The sequence below is a fragment of the Rathayibacter sp. AY1B7 genome (assembly GCF_002932735.1).
GTDB lineage: Bacteria > Actinomycetota > Actinomycetes > Actinomycetales > Microbacteriaceae > Rathayibacter.
The window spans coordinates 26,934-46,450 of sequence record NZ_PSWK01000024.1; the positions used below are offsets into that span (position 1 = coordinate 26,934).

Sequence of the window (19,517 nt, forward strand, 5' to 3'; positions counted from 1 at the left end):
CGCCGCCTATCCTTGAGGGCGATGTCGAACTCCCGCGCCGAGGCCGCCTACCTGCGCTCCCTCGGCGCCTTCCGGACGCCGACCCTCGATCTCCTCCACGGCCGCTACGCGCCGTTCGTCGTCGCCGCCCTGTCGCTCGTGTTCACCGTCGACCGGCAGGCCGTGGCGGTCGCCGACGCGCACGCCGAGGTGGGGGAGCTGCTCGAGGAGCTGCGCTCGGCCGGGTACGACGAGGGCGAGCGCGCGCTGCCGAGCGGCACGGCGCGCGAGGTGTGCCGCCACTGGGTCCGCGTCGGCTGGCTCGTGCCGCAGATCGAGGGCGAGGCCGAGGTCTACCGGCTGAGCGCCCACGCCGTGAGCGCCCTCGAGATCACCGGGCGCACCGGAGGTGGACGCACGCGCGTCTCGAACTCGCGGGTGCGCACCCTGCTGGAGGCGGTCGAGCGGCTGGCCGCGGACGTCGATCCCGACCCGGAGGCCCGCCTCTCGCGGCTCCGCGAGGAGCGGGCGCGCCTGGACGCCGAGATCGCCGCACTCGAGGAGGGCGCCGGTCTCGAGCCGGCCGACGACGAGCAGCTCCTGGAGGAGGCCGAGAACGTGGTGCACCTCGCCCGCGAGCTGCCGGCCGACTTCGCGCGGGTGGCGGAGTCGATCAAGGCGATGCAGCGCGACGTGGTCGCGGACCTGCGCCGCGACGTCCGCCCGACCGGCGAGGTGCTGCGGGAGTACCTCGAGCGAGGTCAGCACGTGATGCAGGCCACCAGCGAGGGCCGTGCGTTCGCCGGAGCCCTCCGCCTCCTGGGCGACCCCGAGCGGATCGACGCGCTCGCCGATCAGCTGCACACCGTGCTCGTGCAGCCGTTCTCCCGCCTGATGGACCCCGCCCAGCGCGCGGAGCTGGCCGCGATCGGCCGCCGGGTGGAGCTGGGCGTGCAGGAGGTCCTGACCGCGCAGCGCCGCGCGTCCCACGTCATCACGGGCCAGGTCCGCACCCACGACCCGGCTCGCGACCGCCAGGTGGACGAGCTGCTGCGCGACGTGATGGCGGGGCTCCAGGAGTGGACGGGCGGGATCTCGCCGGACGCGCCGGTCGCGCCGCTGCGGCACCTGCCCGTCGCCGGGATCGGCCACCTGCGCCAGACCCTGGGAGACGTGCGTCCGGCCGGCGGGCCGGCGCCCCTGGCCGGAGACGACGGCGACGCCGAGTTCGTCGGCGACGACAGCCGGGCCTGGGGCGGTCCCCGCTACGCGGAGCTGGAGGCCTACGTGGCGGAGCTCGGCGACGAGTTCGATCTGGCGGACGCGTTCAGCGCGGCTCCGGAGGACACGCGACGGCCCGTCGACCTGCTCGGGCTGCTCGAGATCGCGCACCGGACGGGCCTCGTCGACCGCGAGGGCTACTCCGTCGTGAGCACGCGCCGACCCGACGGGACCGTGCGCCGCTTCGCCTTCGGATCCGTGACCGCCCGCACCGAGGAGGAGACCGACGATGAGTGACACCCTGGCGACCGACGGGACCGCCGCCGATCCGTTCATCGCGCCCGTGTCGATGGAGGAGGACCCCGACGAGCTCTTCCCCGGCGACCGCGGCGTCCTCGACACCGAGGTGCGCCGGGTGCTCGTGCACGTGCTGCAGCGACGCTTCCTCCTGGCCGACCGCCACCGCGAGCAGTGGGCCGTGCTCCAGGAGCACCGGCAGCTGATCGAGTCGCGGCTGAACGACCTCTTCGTGCGGCTCGTCGTCGACCACGAGCGCGGGGTCGCCTACAAGCAGCAGGTGCGCTCCGACGAGGTCGAGATGCCGGTGCTGCTGCGCGACCTCCCCTACACCCGCGCCGAGACGCTGGTGCTGGTGCACCTGCGCACGGTCCATCAGCGGGAGTCGGCGGCCGGCGAGGCGTCGGCGCGCGTGGACGTCGAGGAGGTCGAGCAGACGGTGCTCAGCTACTTCGCCGACGCCGAGCGCGACACCGCCCGCCGGCAGCGCATGGTCCGCAAGGCGCTGGAGCGGCTCGGCCGCGACGGCATCGTCGACGAGGAGTCCGCAGGGCGGTACCGGATCAGCCCGATCGTGGAGATCGTGCTGAGCGCGCCGAAGCTGCGGGAGCTGAGCGACTGGCTGCGCGGGCGGGCGGGCGAGGCCGCTTCCTCGGTGGTCGCAGAAGCGGCGCCCGCCGAGGAGCCCGGCTCGGACGATCCGGAGCAGGCGGACGACGACGCGCTCGAGGACGACGGCCTCGACGAGGACGCGGACCCGCCCACGGACGGCGTCCTGCCCGGAGCCGATGTCGCGGACGACGAGCCGCTGGACGACGAGCCGACCGACGACGAAACCCCCGACCCGGAGGACGACCCCCGATGACGATGCTCGACACCCTCTTCGGCCTGATCCCCGCCGCCTCCCGCGGTCAGCAGTGGCTCGCCGAGGACCTGCAGCTGGTCAACTGGGGCGGCTACGACGGCGCGCACCGGGTCCGCTTCTCGCCGGGGGCCACGCTGCTCTGCGGCGGCTCCGGATCCGGCAAGTCCACGCTGATGGACGCCTACATCGCCCTGATGATGCCGCACACCACGCCGTTCAACGGCGCCTCGAACGGCGGAGTGACGGGCCGTCCGCGCGGCGAGGACCAGCGCAACATCCTCTCCTACGCGCGCGGCAAGCTCGACGAGTCGCGCACGGACGAGGGCACGACCATGCGCGTCCTGCGCGGCGACGGAGTCGACACCTGGACCGCCGTCGCGATGACCTGGGTCGACCACGACGGCTCGCGCTTCAGCGCGGTCCGCGCCTGGTACGTCCCGGCCGGCTCCCGGGTGCTCGAGGAGACCGTGCGGATCCGCGCGAGCGCCGAGGGCCCGGTCGACCTCGCCGCGCTCGACCGGGCGGCGGCGCACCGCTTCTCCGACGCGTCGCTGCGCGCGGCGGGCCTGGATCCGCTCGGCACCGACCGCGAGTTCTCGGCGCGTCTGCACGCGGTGCTCGGCATCGGAGCGGCGGGAGCCGGATCGAAGGCGATGAGCCTGCTCGCCCGCATCCAGGCCGGTCAGCAGATCACGACCGTCGACGACCTCTACAAGCGGCTCGTGCTCGAGGAGCCCGAGACCCTGGCCTCCGCCGACGCGGTCGTCGCCCACTTCGACGAGCTCGAGAGCACCCGGCAGCGGATGCTCACCGCGCGCCAGCAGGTCGCGGCACTCGAGCCGTTGCGGGGCCTGCGCCTGCGCATCGCCGCGTCCGCGGAGCGCGTGCGCCTCATCGACGCGCTCGGGGAGTTCGACGCCCCGGTGTCGCCGGCGGCCCTGTGGCGCGCTGAGCAGCGCCTCGGCCTGCTGCGCGACGTCGAGGTCGAGCTGCGCGAGCGCACCCGCGCCGTCGACGCCGTGCTCCGCGAGAAGCGGGCGCTCGCCGAGGCGGCGGAGTCGGAGCGGGACGGGCTCGCCGAGGTGCTGCGGGCCTCCGGCGGCGACCGCCTCGAGACGGCCCAGCGCGAGCTCCGCGAGGTGGAGCGGCGGCTGGGAGCGGCGCGCGAGAACCGCGCGCGGCTCGAGGACGACCTGCGCGCTCTCGGCGAGCCGGAGACCACCCGCGAGCGGTTCGAGGCGGTGCTCGCCCGGGCGGCGAGCGCGCCCGACGCCAAGCGCAGCACCCGTGCGGCCTGGTCGGACGCGGTCGCCGAGCGGAAGGCCGCGGCGCGCGAGCTCGCCGAGCTCGAGGCGGAGCAGCGCTCGGCCTCGGACCGTCGGGACAGCATCCCCCGGCCTCTGCACGAGGCGCGCGAGCGGATCGCGGAGGCAGCCGGCCTCACCGCCGACGACCTGCCCTTCGTCGGCGAGCTGGTCGAGGTGCGTGCCGAGTTCGAGCCCTGGCGCGAGGCGTTCACGCTCGCCCTCGGCGGCTTCGCGACGACGCTGATGATCGACTCCGCCCACCTCGACCGCTTCCGCCGCGCCATCGACTCCCTCCGGCTCCCGGTCCGGCTCCGCTACGAGGGCGTGGAGACCGGGCTCGAGGAGGTGCGGGGCCTCGACCCGCAGACGCTGCCCGGGCGCCTCGACTACCGCGCCACCGCCTTCACCGGCTGGCTGCAGGACCGGCTCGAGGACCGCTTCGGCTACGTGTGCGTCGACAGCGCTGCGGAGCTCGGACGCCACCGGCTCGCCCTGACCCTCACCGGTCAGCTCTCGCAGGGGCAGCGCGGTGCGCACGGCGGCCACGGCGCCGCGAACGTCCTCGGCTTCTCCAACTCCCGTCGACTCCGCGAGCTGAACGCCCTGGTCGAGGCGGCCCGGGCCCGAAGCGCGGCGGCGGTCTCGGCGGCGTCGGCGGCGGAGGAATCCCTCGATGCACTCGACGACCGGATGACGCGCCACGCCCGCCTCGCGCTGGTGAGCTGGGAGACGGTCGACGTCGAGTCGCTGCTCGCCGAGCAGGAGCGCTGGGAGGCGGTCGGCGCCGAGGCTGCGGAGGCGAACCCCGAGCTCGCCGGGCTGCAGGAGCAGATCGACGGGCTGCGCGGCCGCCTCGATCGCCTCCGCCAGGAGATCGCCCGCGCCGGTGTGGAGCGCGAGCGGATCGAGGCGGAGTGGGCCGTCGTGGTCGACGACGTCGACGCGAGCCAGGCGGTTCTCGATGCGGCGGAGCGCGCAGGACGCGAGCTCGACGACGACCAGCGCGCCTTCCTGGACGCCCGGTTCACGCTGACCGAGGCCGCGGCGTCCGGCAGCGCCTCGGACGTCCTGGTCCGCTTCGACGCAGCGCTCGCCACGGCAGCGCAGCGACTGGCGGAGGACCGCCGCTCCGCGGCCGAGTCGCACGAGCAGCAGCGCGAGAGCGCCGGCCGGATCATGGCCGGCTTCCTCGACCGCTGGCCGAACCCCAACCTGCTCGCGGACCCCGAGGCGTCCGCGGGCGACTTCGAGCGGCTGCTCGACGCCCTCGAGACCAGCGGCCTGCACCGGCTCGAGACCGAGTGGCGCGACAGCCTGCTCACGCTCTCCGGCAACGACCTCACGAGCTTCGACTCCACGCTCGGCCGCTCGCTGCGGGAGATCCGCGAGCGGATCGAGCCGATCAACGTGATCATGCAGGATCTGCCGTTCTACGACGACGGCCACCGCCTGCAGATCACGACGCGCGAGAACCAGTCGGAGGTGCGCCGTCGCTTCCGCCGGGAGCTCCGCGAGGTGCGCGCGCAGATCCAGGCCGTGTCCGCGGAGGAGGAGCGCGAGCAGGTCTACCGGCGGATGTCCCGGCTCATCCAGCGGCTGCGGCGCACCGCGCCCGACTTCGGCGACCTCGTCGACGTCCGCAACCACGTCCGGGTCAGCGCCGAGCGCGTGGACGCCGTCACCCGAGCGCATGTGGCGCTGTACGACCACATCGGCGAGAAGTCCGGCGGGGAGTCGCAGGAGCTGATCGCCTTCATCGTCGGAGCGGCGCTGCGCTACCAGCTCGGCGACGCGGGAGCCGACCGCCCCCGGTACGCCCCGGTCTTCATGGACGAGGCGCTGATCAAGGCCGACGCCCACTTCACCAAGCGGGCGATCGGTGCGTGGCGCGGTCTCGGCTTCCAGCTCGTGATCGGCGCCCCGAACGACAAGTACAGCGCGATCGAGCCGCACGTCGAGGTGGAGTACGACATCCTCAAGGACACGCGCGGACGCTCCTGGGCCAGGCCGAAGGTGGGCCTGGCCCCCTAGGGCTTCGTGCCGATCTTCGCGTGGCTGCGCGAGTAGGCGAAGTAGATCGCGAAGCCCACGGCCAGCCAGATCAGGAAGCGCAGCCAGGTCTCGATCGAGAGGTTGAGCATCAGGTAGGTGCAGATCAGGGCCGAGAGCAGCGGGAGCCACGGGTTCAGCGGGACCCGGAAGCCGCGCTTCAGGTCGGGCCGCTTGCGGCGCAGCACCACGACGCCGACCGAGACCAGCACGAACGCCGAGAGCGTTCCGATGTTGACCATCTCCTCGAGCACGCCGATCGGAGTGAGGCCGGCGAGCAGCGCGACGACGATCGTCACGACCACGGAGGTGAACCACGGCGTGCGCAGGCGTGGGTGGACGGTGGCCAGGCGCCGGGGGAGGAGCCCGTCGCGCGCCATCGCGAAGATGATGCGCGTCGCTCCGATCAGCAGCGTCAGCACGACGGTGGTCAGGCCCGCGACGGCGCCGGCCGAAATGACCGTCGCCATCCAGGTCTGCCCGTGGTAGGCGAACGCGTTGGCGAGCGCGGCCGACGGGTCGAGCTCGCGGTAGGGGACCATGCCGGTCACGACGAGGGCGACGGCGCAGTACAGGACCGTGCAGATGATCAGCGAGGCGATGATGCCGATGGGCAGGTCGCGCTGGGGGCGGCGGGTCTCCTCCGCGGTCGTCGCGACGACGTCGAACCCGATGTAGGCGAAGAACACCAGGGAGGCGCCGGCGATGATGCCGCCGACCCCGAACGTGGCCGGCTCGATGCCCGAGAGGAACTGGAGCAGCGGCTGGGTCAGACCGGACGCGGACTGCGAGGGCTCGGCGGCGGGGACGAACGGCGTGTAGTTGGCGGTGTTGATGAACTGCAGGCCCGCGATGATGACGAACAGGACGATGAACAGCTTGATCGCGACGAGCACCAGGTTGACGCGCAGCGATTCCTTGATCCCGAAGGTCATCAGCGCGCCGAGCACGAGGACGAGCAGGATCGCCGGCACGTCGACCGCGCCGCCGTAGGTGAGCGCCGGCGGGAGGGTCACTCCCAGCTGCTGCAGCAGCGACCCGAGGTACGCGCTCCACCCCTGCGCGACCACGCTCGCTCCGAGGAACAGCTCGAGGATCAGGTCCCAGCCGATGATCCAGGCGAAGAGCTCGCCGAGGGAGGCGTAGGAGAAGGTGTAGGCGGAGCCCGACACCGGGACCGTGGAGGCGAACTCGGCGTAGCACATGGCCGCGAGGGCGCAGGCGAAGGCGGCGACGACGAAGCTCAGGACGATCGCCGGTCCGGCGATGTCATGGGCGGCGCGGCCGGTGAGGGTGAAGATGCCGGCGCCGATGACGACTCCGACGCCGAAGACCGTGAGATCGAGCGCGGTCAGCGACTTCTTGAGCTTGTACTCGGGCTCATCGGTGTCGGCGATCGACTGCTCGACGGACTTGGTGCGGAGGAGGCTCACGGTGGTTCTCTCTGTGGGCTGCGGTATGGAGGCGCGAGGGCCACTGGGGAGGATAGCGGGGCGGGCCCCTCTGCCGCGCCGGGCGTCGCGCGAGTACGCTTCCCGGCCATGAGCAGGATCTTCTCCGTGGCGTTCGCCGACGTGCACCCCCTCTACGTGGCGAAGGCGGAGCGCAAGGGCCGGACGAGGGAGGAGGTCGACGAGGCGGTTCGCTGGCTCACCGGCTTCTCGGACGAGGAGCTGGCCCGGCACCTCGAGAGCAGGACGACCTTCGAGGAGTTCTTCGCGGCGGCGCGCCTGCCTCCGCAGGCCTCGGCGATCACGGGGGTGATCTGCGGCGTGCGGGTCGAGACGATCGAGGATCCGCTGATGCAGCGCATCCGGTACCTCGACAAGCTGATCGACGAGATCGCGAAGGGACGGCCGATGGCGAAGGTGCTGCGGGCTCCCGCGGCCGGCTGAGCCGCCGGCCCCGGACGCTCCTCCACAGGCGCCGGTCCGCCCCGGTTCTCCCCGGTCCGAGCCTGCGGGATCCTGCACCGCCGGCGACGCGAGCAGGGTGTCGGACATGACATCCACACAGCGAACCCCTGCTCCTCCGTCCCGCCGCCGCGATCCCGAAGTCCTGCGGGCGAGCGCGATCCAGGACCTCCTGGCGGCCGTCCCCTCCATCATCGGCATCCGTCCGGAGGAGTCCGTCGTGGTGGTGCCGTTTCTCGGCACGCGCGCCGGGGGAGGCTTCCGGATCCCGCTCCCGGAGACGCTGCGCGGGATGGAGGCGGAGGCGCTGGCGGGCGGCTGCGCGGCCATGATGGAGACGATGCCGCGGGCCACCGGTGTGCTGGTGGTGGTCTGCACCCGTGCGGGCTACGCCGAGGAGCGGGGGATCCCGCATCTCGACCTCGGCCACGCGGTGCTCCGGCGCCTGGAGCGCACGCGCCTGGACATCATCGCCGTGGCCTGCATCGCCGCCGACGGATGGGGGCGCTACACGGACGCCGAGGAGTGCCGCAGGCCACGTCCGCTCCTCGAGATCGAGCGGAGCGAGACCGGCGTCCTCGCCCGAGCGGTGGCCGACGAGCCACTGGACATCGACGCGCTCTCCGTGCTGCCGCCGGTCGCCGAGGAGGATCGCGCGCTCGTCGCGGAGGTGCTCCGCCGGCCGCCCCTGGTCGGCGACACGGAACGGCTCGTCGAGCGCTGGCTCAGCGGACCGCGGGACGTCCGCCGCGAAGGACTGATCGTGCGGACCCTGCAGTCGCCGCCCCTCCGCGACCGGGTGACCGTGCAGATCGCGCGGAGCCCGCAGACAGGAGTGGGAGTGCCGCCCGGCGCGGTGGGCGACGCCCGCGCCGGAACGGACGACGACCACGACCTCGAGCTGTCGGCCCTGCTGCTCGGCAGCGGGCGTGCTCCGGAGCGCGGCCGTCTGGCGCGGGCGACCGGGCTCCTCGCCCGCGCCGCCGCGCTGGCGCCGGAGGAGGCGCGCTCCTCCGTGCTCACCGTTCTCGCGTGGTGCTGGTGGGCGAGGGGAGTCTCGAGCCTCGCGGGGCTCCACCTCGACGAGGCGCTGCGGCTCGACCCCGACGACTCGATGGCCAGTCTCTACGCCTCGCTGTTCGCGGCCCGCCCCCTGCCGGACTGGGTGCTCGCGGCCGCTGCCGAGGCCCTCGACGCCGCGAGCGCCTGAGGTCGGGAGCCGGCCGGTGCGCTCGCCCCGGAGACGATGCTCTTGCGCGGGGGAGGGGACGGCCCTAATGTACAACCACATGGTTGTACGAACGGACGCCGACATCGACCTGCTCTTCCGGGCGCTGGCCGACAGCACCCGCCGCGACATCGTCGCCCGGGTGCTGGTCGGCGAGCAGTCCGTCTCCGCACTCGCGGCGCGCTACCAGATGTCGTTCGCGGCGGTGCAGAAGCACGTGGCCGTCCTCGAGCGGGCGGCACTCGTCCGCAAGCGGAGGAGCGGGCGGGAGCAGCTGGTGCAGGGTGAGGTCGCCGCAGTGCGGCGGGCGTCGCGCCTGCTCGACGCCTACGAGCAGCTGTGGGCGGGGAGGATCGACCGCATGTCGGACCTCCTCGACGAGGAGTGACACCCGCGAGCCGACCGGCGCGCGGGATCTGCTGGAGGGAGAGGCGCGATGAGCGTGCTGCAGTCCGTGAAGGACATCGAGGAACTGACCCTGACCGTGACCGCCGAGTTCGACGCGCGGATCGAGCGCGTCTGGCTCCTCTGGACGGATCCGCGCCGCCTCGAGCGCTGGTGGGGGCCGCCGACCTGGCCGGCAACCTTCGAGCGGCACGAGCCGGTCGAGGGCGGACGGAGCGCCTACGTCATGACGGGACCGGACGGCGAGCAGGCGCGCGGCTGGTGGCGCGTGACCCGGGTGGAGGAGCCGACGCGGTTCGAGTTCGAGGACGGCTTCGCCGACGAGCGGGGCGATCCGGTGGACGCGCTGGGGATCACCCGGGCCACGGTCACCCTCGACGAGATCGAGCCGGGGCGCACGCGGATGGTCCTCAGCAGCCGTTTCGAGTCGGTCGAGCAGCTCGAGCAGATGGTCCAGATGGGCATGGAGGAGGGACTCCGCCAGGCGATGGGGCAGATCGACGCGATCCTGCTCGAGGACTGAGTCGGCGCCGTCGCCCCGGAGGCCTCGGCGCTCGCCGCGCCGAGCCTCCGTGTGGAGGAGCCGCCCGCGCTACTGCTCGGGGTCGGTGAGGGCGGCGGCGTAGGCGCGGACGGAGCGCTGGTACCGGGGGAGCCCCGGAGCCAGCGCCTCCAGCGCGATCCGCAGGGCCTCGTCGACGCGCCCGGCGCTGTGCAGGGCGAGCGCGAGGAACACCTCCCGAGCGGAGCCCACCGCGGGGTGCGCAGCGGCGCCGGCGAGGAGGTCGATCGCCTCGTCGGTGCGGCCGAGGTTCCGGAGCGTCGAGGCGTACTGGATCGTCAACCGCGCCCGCCGCTCGTCATCCAGGCCGGCGGCGAGGGCGCGCTCGTACTCGACCGCCGCCTCCGCCTCGTGTCCCGCGCTGTCGAGGGCGCCGCCCAGCTCGAAAGCGGCGACTCCGTCGTGTCCCGGGTAGCGGGCTGCGAGGACGCGCATCCGCTCGACGACGCCGTCCGGGTCGTCCTGAGCGTCGAGGCGCTCGACCGCCGCGACCCAGAGGGCGAGCGCGTCGGTCTCGGGGCGGTCGGGGTCGGAGGCGCGTGTCTCGGTCACGCCTCCGACGCTACCGCGCCTGCACAGCGCGGCGGAGCGGGGCTACGAGGCGGTCGAGTCGGCGCCGTCGTCGTCCGACCCGTCGTCGTCGGAGCCGGAGGTGATCGCTCCGATCGGCGCGGCGCGTCGCCCGGCCTCGATCAGGGCGGTCGACGCAGCCGCTCCGCCGATCAGGGCGAACAGCGCCCAGCCGGCTCCCCACTTGCGCTTGCAGATCAGGGCGTCGAACGAGAGCGCGCCGGGGCCGTCCGCGACGATCGCGGCCGTCGCCGCGACGAGGACGGCGTTGTACTCCCACCCGCCGCCCGCGTTCCACAGGCCGTTGCTCCAGTGCACCTTGCGCACGGCGGTGACCATCGTGGCGATGAGTCCGGCGGCGGCGAGCGGAGTCGCGGCGCCGAGGGCGAGAGCGGCGCCTCCGGCCGTCTCGGTCACCGCTGCGGCGACGGCGTTGCGCCGGGCCGGGTGCATCTCCAGGCTCGACATCATCTGCTCGGTGCCGTCGAGGCCGGGGCCGTCGAACGAGCCCCGCAGCTTCTGCAGACCGTGTCCGACGAAGAGCCCGCCGACGGCGAGACGGAGAACGAGTGAGCCGACCTTCATGGTGACCTCCGGGGTGGGGTGGGGACGTGTAGTGCGAGGGTCCCGGCTGCGCCGCGCCCGGTCAAGGGGTCGCGCCCGGTGAGCGAGCCGCGCGGGAGGCGTGCGCGCTCGGGGAGGGCTCAGAGCAGCGTGTAGGCGGAGGCGTCCATCATCACGGTGCCGTCGGTGCACACCTGGAGCTCGGCGGGGGCGCGGACAGCGCCGTCCGGGGCGTCGAGGACCTCGGCGACGAGGTACGCGGAGGTCCCGACCGTGCAGCCGTAGGCGCCGGGGGAGTGCCAGGCGACCCGGACGTCCGCCCGGGCGCCCGGGACGAGGATCACGGGAGCGTCGGGGTTCGGGCCGGACGCGTCGGCGACCGCGCTGATCCGGTTCCCGTCGGCGTCGGTCGCGTAGATGCCGGGGATGCCCGCGAGAGCGCAGTCGGAGGAGGAGGTGCTGGTGAGCACGAGGTCGAAGGCGCTGTTCCCGGCACCCGACGCGTCGGGGTCGGGGCGGTACTCCATCGTCAGGTCGGAGCCTGTGCAGCGCGCCGCCGCCGGATCCGCGGCGGGAGAACCGGTCGACGAGGGCTCGGGGGTCGCCGTGACCGTCACGGTCACGGTGGGAGTCGGCGTCGGAGCGGGAGTCGGCGAAGACGTCGGGGTCGCGGTCGCGGTCGGCGTCGGGAGCGGCGTCCGCGCGGACGGGGCTCCGCCGCTGCCCGCGCAGCCGGAGAGGACGAGGACGAGTGCTGCTGCTGCCAGCGCGGAGGCGCCGGTCCGGTGCGAGAACGTGCTCATGTCCGCAGTCTGCCACCGCCCGGACCGACCGGCTCCGCGGATCCGCGAGCATGCTCGGAGGTCCCGGTCAGGGAGGCGGAGGACGGATGCGGCGGGCGTCCGGAGGTGCCCCTCCCCGCGCCCGCCGCACCGGTGTCGGCGCTAGATGCGGACGACCATCTTTCCGGTGTTGCCGCCGCGCATCATCGAGAGGAACGCGTCCACGGCGTGGTCGATGCCGTCGACGACGGTCTCGTCGTAGGCGATCTCTCCGTCGGCGAACCAGCCGGCCATCAGCCGGTTGAACTCCGGCGCGTGGTCGAGGTAGCCGGACAGCGTGAAGCCGCGCAGCGTGAGACCGCGGGTGATGATGTTCGCCATGTTGTCGGGGCCGGGCGTCTTCTCGGTGCTGTTGTAGCCGGCGATCGCTCCGCAGAGCGCCGCGCGGCCGCCGTCGCGGAAGGCGTCGAGGGCCGCCTCGAGGTGGTCGCCGCCGACGTTGTCGAAGTACACGTCGATCCCGTCGGGCGCGGCCTCGGCCAGCTGCTCGCGGACCGGGCCGGAGTGGTAGTCGAAGGCGGCGTCGTAGCCGTACTTCTCGGTCAGCAGGGCGACCTTCTCGGCCGAACCCGCGGATCCGACGACCCGCTCGGCTCCGAGGAGGCGCGCGATCTGGCCGGCGGCCGAGCCGACGGCTCCCGCGGCGCCCGAGACGAAGACGGTGTCGCCCTCCTTCATGCCCGCGATGGCGGTGAGCCCGACGTAGGCGGTGAGTCCGGTCATCCCGAGGATGCCGAGGCGGAGCGAGAGCGGCACTCCGGGGATCTCGGGGACGACGCGGAACTGCGACGACTCGGCCTGCACGACGTCGCGCCAGCCGAGCTGGTGCAGGACCGCGCTGCCGACGGGGAACGCGGGGTCGTCGGAGACGGTCACCCGGCCGACGGCACCGCCGGTCATGGTCTCGCCGAGGGCGAAGGGCGGGGTGTAGCTCTTCACGTCGTTCATGCGGCCGCGCATGTAGGGGTCGACCGAGAGGAAGGCGTTCTCGACGCGGATCTCGCCCGCGGCCGGATCGCCGTACTCGACGGTCGCGGTCCGGAAGTCCTCGGCGACGGGCCAGCCGTCGGGGCGGCGGACGAGCTGGATCTGGGTGCTGGTGACGGTGCTCATAGGACCTTTCGTGGTGGTGGATCGGAGGGGATCAGAGTGAGAGGCCGACGGCCAGCGCGATCACCGCGAGCAGACCCGGGGTCATCTGGGTCAGCGCGGCGCGGCGCTTGGTCGGAGCGGAGAGGAGCAGGACGAGTGCTGCGGCGACCATCGATCCGGCGCCGGCGAACACGAGGGCCGCGCCGACGGCGGTGGCGCCGATCGCGACGGCGACGATGCCCGCCACGGTGACGACGGCGAGGAAGAGGTTGTAGAAGCCCTGGTTGTAGGCCATCTCCTTCGTCGCCTCCGCCTCGCCGGCGGTCGTGCCGAACGTCGATCGGGCGCGCGAGGTCGTCCAGAGGACCGACTCGAGCACGAAGATGTAGACGTGCAGCGCCGCGGCGAGAGCGGCGAGCACCAGTCCGAGAACGATCACGGCGGGCCTCCAGGCGATGGTCGTGATGCGGAGGGCTCCGCACCGATTGTGTAACGACCAGTCCACAATATACTGGAGCGAGCGGTCCGCGCCAGTGCGGCGCCGCAGCTGTCACCCCTCAGGAGGAGCACCGTGGGTCGCACGCAGGGCTTCGACACCGAGCAGGTCGTCCGCGCCGCCCGCGCCGTCTTCTGGGAGATCGGCTTCGAGGAGGCGTCGCTCCCGGACCTGGAGTCCGCGACCGGACTGCGCCGCTCCAGCCTCTACCACGCCTTCGGCAGCAAGCGCGGGCTCTTCGACGCTGCCGTGCAGAGCTACCTCGACGAGGTGGTGCGGCCCCGGCTCGCCCCGCTCGTCGATCCGGGAGGGGCGTCGCCGACGGCGCTCGAGGAGTACTTCGCCGGGCTGCGGGCGGCGCTCGCCGACTCCCGCACGCTCTCGGCGAGGAGCGGCTGCCTGCTGCTCAACGCCGCTGGCGCGCCGATCGCGCGCGACGACGCCGTGCGCGAGGTGATCGCCGACTACCGGGCCGAGCTGCTGGGCGCACTGCGCACCGGAGCGCTGGCCCGCTGGCCCGACGCGCAGGCGTGGGCGTCGGCTCAGGCGGACGTCCTCGTGTCGCTCCTGGTGGCCGCGCTCGTGCTGGCCCGCGTCGATCCGGCGCAGTCGCTCGCCACCGTGGACGCCGCGCTCGCGCTCGTCCGATCCTCCGCGCCCTGACGGCCGTCGCGACGAACGCCGGAGCACCGCTCTCGCGCCGGGCCCGCCCTCGCACCCGGCGCGCCGGGTCGGCCCGCACAGCACGACGCCCCCGTGCGCCTCGCGTCCCGGTGGGACGGATGCGCGCGGGGGCGTCGGACGGGCGGGGTCAGTCGGTTCCGGCGTCGAACGCCGCACCCTCCGAGGCCAGGTCTGTGGCGCGTCCGAGCGCATCGGCCGCTGCGGACCCGCCGCCCTCGGTGATCGCGTCGGCCTCGCCGATCTCGAGCTCGCCGACGAGCTCGGCGGTCGGACCGCCGACGAGGCCGGCGGCCGCGTACTGCTCGAGCCGCGAGCGGGAGTCGGCGATGTCGAGGTTGCGCATCGTGAGCTGCCCGATGCGGTCCTCGGGGCCGAAGGCGGCGTCGCCGACCCGCTCCATCGAGAGCTTGTCGGGGTGGTAGCTCAGCGCGGGGCCGGTCGTGTCGAGGATCGTGTAGTCGTCGCCGCGGCGCAGTCGCAGGGTGACCTCCCCGGAGACGGCCGAGCCGACCCAGCGCTGGATGGACTCGCGCAGCATCAGCGACTGCGGGTCGAGCCAGCGGCCCTCGTACATCAGGCGGCCGAGACGGCGGCCCTCCGAGTGGTACTGGGCGACGGTGTCCTCGTTGTGGATCGCGTTCAGCAGGCGCTCGTAGGCGATGTGCAGCAGCGCCATGCCGGGGGCCTCGTAGATGCCGCGGCTCTTGGCCTCGATGATCCGGTTCTCGATCTGGTCCGAGACGCCGAGCCCGTGGCGTCCGCCGATCGCGTTCGCCTCGAGCACGAGCGCGACGGCGTCCGAGAACTCGACGCCGTTCAGCGCGACGGGACGGCCGGCCTCGAAGCGCACCGAGACGACCTCGGAGGCGATCTCGACCTCGTCGCGCCACGACGCGACCCCCATGATCGGCTCGACGAGCTCGAGGCCGCTGGAGAGCTCCTCGAGGCGCTTGGCCTCGTGGGTGGCGCCCCAGATGTTGGCGTCGGTCGAGTAGGCCTTCTCGGTGGCGTCGCGGTAGGGGAAGCCGCGGGCGACCAGCCACTCCGACATCTCGGTGCGGCCGCCGAGCTCGTTGACGAACTGCACGTCGAGCCAGGGCTTGTAGATGCGCAGGCGGGGGTTGGCGAGCAGGCCGTAGCGGTAGAACCGCTCGATGTCGTTGCCCTTGTAGGTCGAGCCGTCGCCCCAGATGTCGACGCCGTCCTCACGCATGGCGCGGACGAGGAGGGTTCCGGTCACGGCGCGGCCGAGGGGGGTGGTGTTGAAGTAGGTCTTGCCGCCGGAGCGGATGTGGAAGGCGCCGCACTGCAGGGCGACGAGCCCCTCCTCGACCAGCGCGCTCTTCGCGTCGACGAGGCGCGAGATCTCGGCGCCGTACTGGGCCGCGCGGGACGGGACGCTCTCGATGTCGGGCTCGTCGTACTGGCCGATGTCGGCCGTGTACGTGCAGGGCACCGCGCCCTTCTCGCGCATCCAGGCGACGGCGACGGATGTGTCGAGGCCTCCCGAGAATGCGATTCCGACACGCTCGCCCACGGGCAGACTGCTCAACACTTTCGACATGCCTCCGATTTTAGGAGGAACGGGGACCTCCTCCGTGCCGCGGGAGGTCCGAGCCGCCTCCCGGGGCGCCCGCGCAGGGTGCGCTCCGGCCGTGGGAGCACGTCCTCCGTCGATCCGCGTCGATCGCCGCCGCCCCCGACCGGGGCGCGCGAGCCGGCCGGAGGCTCCGTGGTCCGGAGGCGGCGCCCGCGCAGCCGGCGCGGATCGCCCGCTCCGGCTGAGTGGTTCCGCGCGGCCCGGATGGACGGCCGTGGCGAGCGCGTGCCAGGCTCCGCTCGACCACGGCTTCCGCCGCCGCCGCCTCCGAAAGGGCTCTCCGTGCCACGACCTCCTCATCGCCTCGCGGCGATGGCCCTCGCCTGCCTGCTCGCCGCGGGCGGTTCCGCCGCTCTGGCGCCGTCCGCCCTCGCGACGCAGGCCGTCGCCGAGACTCCGACCGCCTTCGTCCCGGGGGAGACTCCGCCCGCCGAGGCGCGCGGATCGCAGACCTACACGAACGCCCTCCTCGGCGGCGACTCGCTCGACGCGGGGGAGCGCATCTTCTCGAACGGAGACTCCGCGAGCTTCGAGATGCAGGCGGACGGCAACGCCGTGATCTACGACGCCGGGCGCCGCCCCGTCTGGAGCACCAGGACCCAGGGCACCGGTGCGACCACGGTGCGGATGCAGGAGGACGGCAACCTCGTCGTCGTGACCGGTTTCGGCACGCCCGTCTGGGCGTCCGGGACCGCGGGGGAGACCGGCGCGCTCGCCCTCATCCAGGACGACGGGCAGCTCGTGCTCGTCCGCCCGAACGGGGACACGGCCTGGTCCTCGGCCGATGAGCAGGAGCCCGAGCCGGAGCCGATCGCCGACGTCCTCGACAGCGGGCGCGAGCTCTCTCCGGGACAGCAGCTGACCGCCTCCGACGGCCGCTCGCGCGCCGCGATGCAGAGCGACGGCAATCTCGTCGTCTACGTGGACGGATCGCCGCGCTGGAGCTCCGTCACCTCCGGAGCGGGCAACCGCCTCGCGATGCAGACCGACGGGAACGCGGTGGTCTCGGCCCCCGGGTCCGGCGTGCGCTGGCAGGCGGGAACGCCCGGGAACCCGGGCGCGCGGATGCGGATGCAGAACGACGGCAACCTGGTGATCACCGCCGCCTCCGGACGGCCGCTCTGGGCGAGCTCGACCTCGCGCGCGCCTGAGATCCGCGACGTCCTCTCCTCCGGCTCGCGGCTCAGCCGGGGACAGCAGCTCACCTCGCCGGACGGCCGGTCGCGCGCCTCCCTGCAGGGCGACGGCAATCTCGCGGTCTACTCGCGGGGGGACGTCCGCTGGGGCGCCGGCACCCAGGGCGAGGGCGAGACGCTCTCGATGCAGTCGGACGGCAACGCCGTGGTCACCTCCGCCTCGGGCCGACCCCTGTGGGCCTCGGGTACGGCGGGCAACCCGGGATCCCGCCTGCAGATGCAGAACGACGGCAACCTGGTCGTCTACTCCGCCTCGGGCCGCGCGCTGTGGGCGAGCGACACTCCTCCGGCGCCGCCCGCGCCCGCCGTCCGGGACACCCTCTCCTCCGGGAACCGGCTGACCGCCGGTCAGCTGCTGCGCTCCTCCGACGGAGGAAGCGAGGCGGTCATGCAGGGCGACGGCAACCTCGTCGTCTACTCGCGCGGCTCGGCCCGCTGGGCGGCCGGCACGTCCGGAGGCGGCAACCGGCTCGAGATGCAGTCCGACGGCAACGCCGTGGTCTACGCGGGCTCCGGCGGAGCGCGCTGGCAGTCCGGCACGGCGGGCAGCCCGGGCTCCCGGATGGTCATGCAGAACGACGGCAATCTGGTGATCTACTCGCCGCAGGGCCGCGCACTCTGGGCGAGCACGCAGGCCGCGGCACCGGCGCCGGCACCGGCGCCCGGCCCGGGACGACCTGCTTATCCCGGCGACGCTGTGAACTGCGACGACTTCCCGGACCAGGCCTCAGCTCAGCGGTACTTCGACCTGTACTACCCGTACTACGGCGATGTCGCAGGGCTCGACAGGGACGACGACGGGTTCGCCTGCGAGTCCAACTGAAGGCAGCGAAGGTCCGCCCCTGCCGGAGGGGCGGGCCTTCGGCCGTCCTCCGACGACGAGAGCCTCACCCTCCGCTCTCAGGCCCGAGCGGTCCCCTGCAGGCCTCCGGGCCACGCTCGCGGGTATCGAGTGGCGAAGACGACCTGCCTGCGCGAGAGGCTCTCCGGCAGACGACCATCGACAAGGCGCCTTGCGCACTGATGCTCCGCTGCCGCCCGAGCTCCCGCGCCGCCGGGCGACCCGGCATGCTGGGGCAGGACTCCGCCGACGACGCGGATCGGAAGGACGCCATGACCCCGACGACCCCCTCCAGCCGCGAGAGCCTGCTGGTCACCCCTGACGAGCTCGCCGAGCTCATGGCCTCCACCGAGCCGCCGCTCGTCCTCGACGTGCGCTGGCGCCTCGACCGGCCCGACGGCCGCCCGGAGTACCTCGCGGGTCACCTGCCCGGCGCGGTGCACGTCGACCTCGATCACGAGCTGGCCGCCCACGGCGAGCCGGAGGAGGGGCGCCACCCGCTGCCTCCGATCGAGGTGCTGCAGGAGGCGGCGCGCGGCTGGGGGCTCCGCCGGGGCCGGTCCGTCGTCGTGTACGACGACGCGCGTAGCGTCCCGGCCGCGCGGGCCTGGTGGCTGCTGCGGGCGACGGGAGTGGAGGACGTCCGCCTGCTCGACGGGTCGCTCGCCGGCTGGATCCGCTCGGGGCGGGAGCTCGAGACGGGCGACGTCCCGCGCGAGCGGGGCGACGTCGAGCTGGCCTACGGTCGGCTCCCGGTGCTGGACATCCACGAGGCGGCGGCGCTGCCCTCGGCGGGCGTCCTGCTCGACGCCCGCGCCCCTGAGCGGTACCGCGGCGAGGTCGAGCCGATCGACCCGCGGGCGGGCCACATCCCCGGCGCTCGGAACGCTCCCGCGTCCGCGGCGCTCGACTCCGAGGGGCGGTTCCGGCCCGCCTCCGACCTGCGCGCCGGATTCGAGGCGCTCGGCGTGCGGGAGCACGCCCCCGTCGGCGTGTACTGCGGCAGCGGCGTCTCGGCCGCGGTCGACGTCGTCGCGCTCACGCTCGCGGGCTTCGCGCCGGCGCTCTACCCGGGCTCCTGGTCGCAGTGGTCGAGCACGCCGGGCCGGACGGTGGCGACCGGCCCGGAGGCCTGAACCGCCTGCTCCGGAGCGCCCGCGGAGCTCAGCTGAGGCGGGAGTGCTCGCCGAGGTGGTGCCAGGTGCGGTTGTGGTAGACGAGCGGCGCCGTGGTCTCGGAGTCCTCGGGCACGTGGGCCTCGAGGGCGTGCACGGCGACGATCGTGGACGATCCCGCCTCCATGCGGTTGATCACCGTGCCGCGGATCCAGGCGGCGGCGCCCGGGAAGAACGGCTCGCCCGTGGGCAGCCGCGACCAGAGCGACGTGTCGGCGAAGCGGTCGATGCCGCTGGTCGAGCCCAGGCGCGCCAGGTCGAGCTGCTCCGCCCCGAGCAGGTGCACGACCAGCGTCTCGGACGCCTGGATGGCCGGAGAGCTGGACGAGGCGGACGAGAGCGAGAAGACGAACAGCGGCGGCTCGGCGCTCACCGAGAAGACGGAGGTCGCGGTCAGGGCGACCGGGCCGGTGCCCGGGTCCGCGGTGATCAGCGCGACTCCGGCGGCGTGGTTGCGGAACGCGAGCTTGAAGTCCTCCGGGGAGAGTCCGGCGAAGGCGCGGTGCTCCGGCTCGCGGTCCGGGGTGGTGGCGAGGTTCTCGCGGCTCATCGGAGACTCCTGATCGATCGAGGGTGCGGCACGGGGTGGTGGCCCGCCGTCGCGCCGCAGCACGGCTCCTCCAGGCTGGCG

The 19,517-nt window shown here is 73.6% G+C and carries 18 protein-coding genes; 10 read left to right on the forward strand and 8 right to left on the reverse strand.

Going from position 1 to position 19,517, the window contains the following annotated elements; all coding sequences use genetic code 11:
- The first annotated feature begins 21 nt into the window (after positions 1–21).
- From C5C95_RS12975 to C5C95_RS12985, 3 genes are read left to right on the forward strand one after another with little or no spacing between them, the layout of a single operon-like run.
- Entirely contained in the window at positions 22–1,497 is a 1,476-nt protein-coding gene (locus C5C95_RS12975; protein WP_104324593.1) for a DUF3375 domain-containing protein, read from the forward strand.
- Positions 1,490–2,362 carry a DUF4194 domain-containing protein gene (locus C5C95_RS12980; protein WP_104324594.1) on the forward strand — a complete coding sequence of 291 codons (873 nt, stop codon included), beginning with the start codon at positions 1,490–1,492 and terminating at the stop codon, positions 2,360–2,362. Before C5C95_RS12975 ends, C5C95_RS12980 begins: the two co-directional genes overlap by 8 nt.
- The gene (locus C5C95_RS12985) at positions 2,359–5,700 is read left to right on the forward strand and encodes an ATP-binding protein (RefSeq protein ID WP_104324595.1); all 3,342 of its coding nucleotides are present in this window, start codon (positions 2,359–2,361) and stop codon (positions 5,698–5,700) included. The genes C5C95_RS12980 and C5C95_RS12985 overlap by 4 nt, the downstream gene beginning before the upstream one ends.
- Here C5C95_RS12985 and C5C95_RS12990 read toward each other — a convergent pair.
- Positions 5,697–7,151 carry an amino acid permease gene (locus C5C95_RS12990; RefSeq protein WP_104324596.1) on the reverse strand — a complete coding sequence of 485 codons (1,455 nt, stop codon included), beginning with the start codon at positions 7,149–7,151 and terminating at the stop codon, positions 5,697–5,699. The genes C5C95_RS12985 and C5C95_RS12990 overlap by 4 nt on opposite strands.
- Before the next feature lie 108 nt (positions 7,152–7,259).
- Between C5C95_RS12990 and C5C95_RS12995 the strand changes: the two genes are divergently transcribed.
- From C5C95_RS12995 to C5C95_RS13010, 4 genes are all read left to right on the forward strand, one after another.
- A complete protein-coding gene (locus tag C5C95_RS12995; protein ID WP_104225408.1) occupies positions 7,260–7,613 on the forward strand; it encodes a DUF2200 domain-containing protein in 354 nt (117 codons plus the stop codon).
- A 106-nt stretch (positions 7,614–7,719) separates the two neighbouring features.
- On the forward strand, positions 7,720–8,841 hold the full coding sequence (locus C5C95_RS13000; RefSeq protein ID WP_104324597.1) for a DUF4192 family protein: 1,122 nt from the start codon (positions 7,720–7,722) through the stop codon (positions 8,839–8,841).
- A gap of 79 nt (positions 8,842–8,920) precedes the next feature.
- The gene (locus C5C95_RS13005) at positions 8,921–9,247 is read left to right on the forward strand and encodes a helix-turn-helix domain-containing protein (RefSeq protein ID WP_104319013.1); all 327 of its coding nucleotides are present in this window, start codon (positions 8,921–8,923) and stop codon (positions 9,245–9,247) included.
- Between the two features lie 48 nt (positions 9,248–9,295).
- Positions 9,296–9,787 carry an SRPBCC domain-containing protein gene (locus C5C95_RS13010; RefSeq protein ID WP_104292441.1) on the forward strand — a complete coding sequence of 164 codons (492 nt, stop codon included), beginning with the start codon at positions 9,296–9,298 and terminating at the stop codon, positions 9,785–9,787.
- A 69-nt stretch (positions 9,788–9,856) separates the two neighbouring features.
- On the opposite strand, the gene C5C95_RS13015 is transcribed toward C5C95_RS13010, so the two are convergent.
- The 5 genes from C5C95_RS13015 to C5C95_RS13040 form a co-directional block, all read right to left on the reverse strand.
- Positions 9,857–10,378 carry a tetratricopeptide repeat protein gene (locus C5C95_RS13015; protein ID WP_258072668.1) on the reverse strand — a complete coding sequence of 174 codons (522 nt, stop codon included), beginning with the start codon at positions 10,376–10,378 and terminating at the stop codon, positions 9,857–9,859.
- A 42-nt stretch (positions 10,379–10,420) separates the two neighbouring features.
- Positions 10,421–10,981 carry a DoxX family protein gene (locus C5C95_RS13020; protein WP_104324598.1) on the reverse strand — a complete coding sequence of 187 codons (561 nt, stop codon included), beginning with the start codon at positions 10,979–10,981 and terminating at the stop codon, positions 10,421–10,423.
- Positions 10,982–11,100: 119 nt separating this feature from the next.
- A complete protein-coding gene (locus C5C95_RS17520) occupies positions 11,101–11,763 on the reverse strand; it encodes a DUF4232 domain-containing protein (RefSeq protein ID WP_181125676.1) in 663 nt (220 codons plus the stop codon).
- A 141-nt stretch (positions 11,764–11,904) separates the two neighbouring features.
- Positions 11,905–12,915, reverse strand: coding sequence for an NADP-dependent oxidoreductase (locus C5C95_RS13035; RefSeq protein ID WP_104267418.1), 1,011 nt, complete (start codon positions 12,913–12,915; stop codon positions 11,905–11,907).
- A 31-nt stretch (positions 12,916–12,946) separates the two neighbouring features.
- A complete protein-coding gene (locus C5C95_RS13040; protein ID WP_104222543.1) occupies positions 12,947–13,333 on the reverse strand; it encodes a DUF1304 domain-containing protein in 387 nt (128 codons plus the stop codon).
- Positions 13,334–13,465: 132 nt separating this feature from the next.
- Here C5C95_RS13040 and C5C95_RS13045 point away from each other — a divergent pair, with 132 nt between their 5' ends.
- Positions 13,466–14,053, forward strand: coding sequence for a TetR/AcrR family transcriptional regulator (locus tag C5C95_RS13045; protein WP_104324600.1), 588 nt, complete (start codon positions 13,466–13,468; stop codon positions 14,051–14,053).
- A gap of 148 nt (positions 14,054–14,201) precedes the next feature.
- Here the strand turns inward: C5C95_RS13045 and argG are convergent, their stop codons facing one another.
- Positions 14,202–15,638, reverse strand: a complete 1,437-nt coding sequence (argG, locus tag C5C95_RS13050; RefSeq protein ID WP_104222545.1) for an argininosuccinate synthase — start codon at positions 15,636–15,638, stop codon at positions 14,202–14,204.
- A 348-nt stretch (positions 15,639–15,986) separates the two neighbouring features.
- Between argG and C5C95_RS13055 the strand changes: the two genes are divergently transcribed.
- Both C5C95_RS13055 and C5C95_RS13060 read left to right on the forward strand, forming a co-directional pair.
- Positions 15,987–17,693, forward strand: coding sequence for an excalibur calcium-binding domain-containing protein (locus C5C95_RS13055; protein ID WP_181125678.1), 1,707 nt, complete (start codon positions 15,987–15,989; stop codon positions 17,691–17,693).
- A 290-nt stretch (positions 17,694–17,983) separates the two neighbouring features.
- The gene (locus C5C95_RS13060; RefSeq protein ID WP_104324609.1) at positions 17,984–18,847 is read left to right on the forward strand and encodes a sulfurtransferase; all 864 of its coding nucleotides are present in this window, start codon (positions 17,984–17,986) and stop codon (positions 18,845–18,847) included.
- A gap of 28 nt (positions 18,848–18,875) precedes the next feature.
- Here C5C95_RS13060 and C5C95_RS13065 read toward each other — a convergent pair whose 3' ends face one another.
- On the reverse strand, positions 18,876–19,436 hold the full coding sequence (locus C5C95_RS13065) for a flavin reductase family protein (RefSeq protein WP_104222547.1): 561 nt from the start codon (positions 19,434–19,436) through the stop codon (positions 18,876–18,878).
- Between the last annotated feature and the right edge of the window lie 81 nt (positions 19,437–19,517).

Coding starts and splice junctions, on each gene's coding strand:
- C5C95_RS13055 (WP_181125678.1), top strand. CDS start 15,987: ATGGCCCTCGCCTGCCTGCTCGCCGCGGGCGGTTCCGCCGCTCTGGCG.
- C5C95_RS13065 (WP_104222547.1), bottom strand. CDS start 19,436: ATGAGCCGCGAGAACCTCGCCACCACCCCGGACCGCGAGCCGGAGCAC.
- C5C95_RS17520 (WP_181125676.1), bottom strand. CDS start 11,763: ATGAGCACGTTCTCGCACCGGACCGGCGCCTCCGCGCTGGCAGCAGCA.
- C5C95_RS13020 (WP_104324598.1), bottom strand. CDS start 10,981: ATGAAGGTCGGCTCACTCGTTCTCCGTCTCGCCGTCGGCGGGCTCTTC.
- C5C95_RS13010 (WP_104292441.1), top strand. CDS start 9,296: ATGAGCGTGCTGCAGTCCGTGAAGGACATCGAGGAACTGACCCTGACC.
- C5C95_RS13005 (WP_104319013.1), top strand. CDS start 8,921: ATGGTTGTACGAACGGACGCCGACATCGACCTGCTCTTCCGGGCGCTG.
- C5C95_RS13035 (WP_104267418.1), bottom strand. CDS start 12,915: ATGAGCACCGTCACCAGCACCCAGATCCAGCTCGTCCGCCGCCCCGAC.
- C5C95_RS13060 (WP_104324609.1), top strand. CDS start 17,984: ATGACCCCGACGACCCCCTCCAGCCGCGAGAGCCTGCTGGTCACCCCT.
- C5C95_RS12975 (WP_104324593.1), top strand. CDS start 22: ATGTCGAACTCCCGCGCCGAGGCCGCCTACCTGCGCTCCCTCGGCGCC.
- C5C95_RS13000 (WP_104324597.1), top strand. CDS start 7,720: ATGACATCCACACAGCGAACCCCTGCTCCTCCGTCCCGCCGCCGCGAT.
- argG (WP_104222545.1), bottom strand. CDS start 15,638: ATGTCGAAAGTGTTGAGCAGTCTGCCCGTGGGCGAGCGTGTCGGAATC.
- C5C95_RS12995 (WP_104225408.1), top strand. CDS start 7,260: ATGAGCAGGATCTTCTCCGTGGCGTTCGCCGACGTGCACCCCCTCTAC.
- C5C95_RS12985 (WP_104324595.1), top strand. CDS start 2,359: ATGACGATGCTCGACACCCTCTTCGGCCTGATCCCCGCCGCCTCCCGC.
- C5C95_RS12980 (WP_104324594.1), top strand. CDS start 1,490: ATGAGTGACACCCTGGCGACCGACGGGACCGCCGCCGATCCGTTCATC.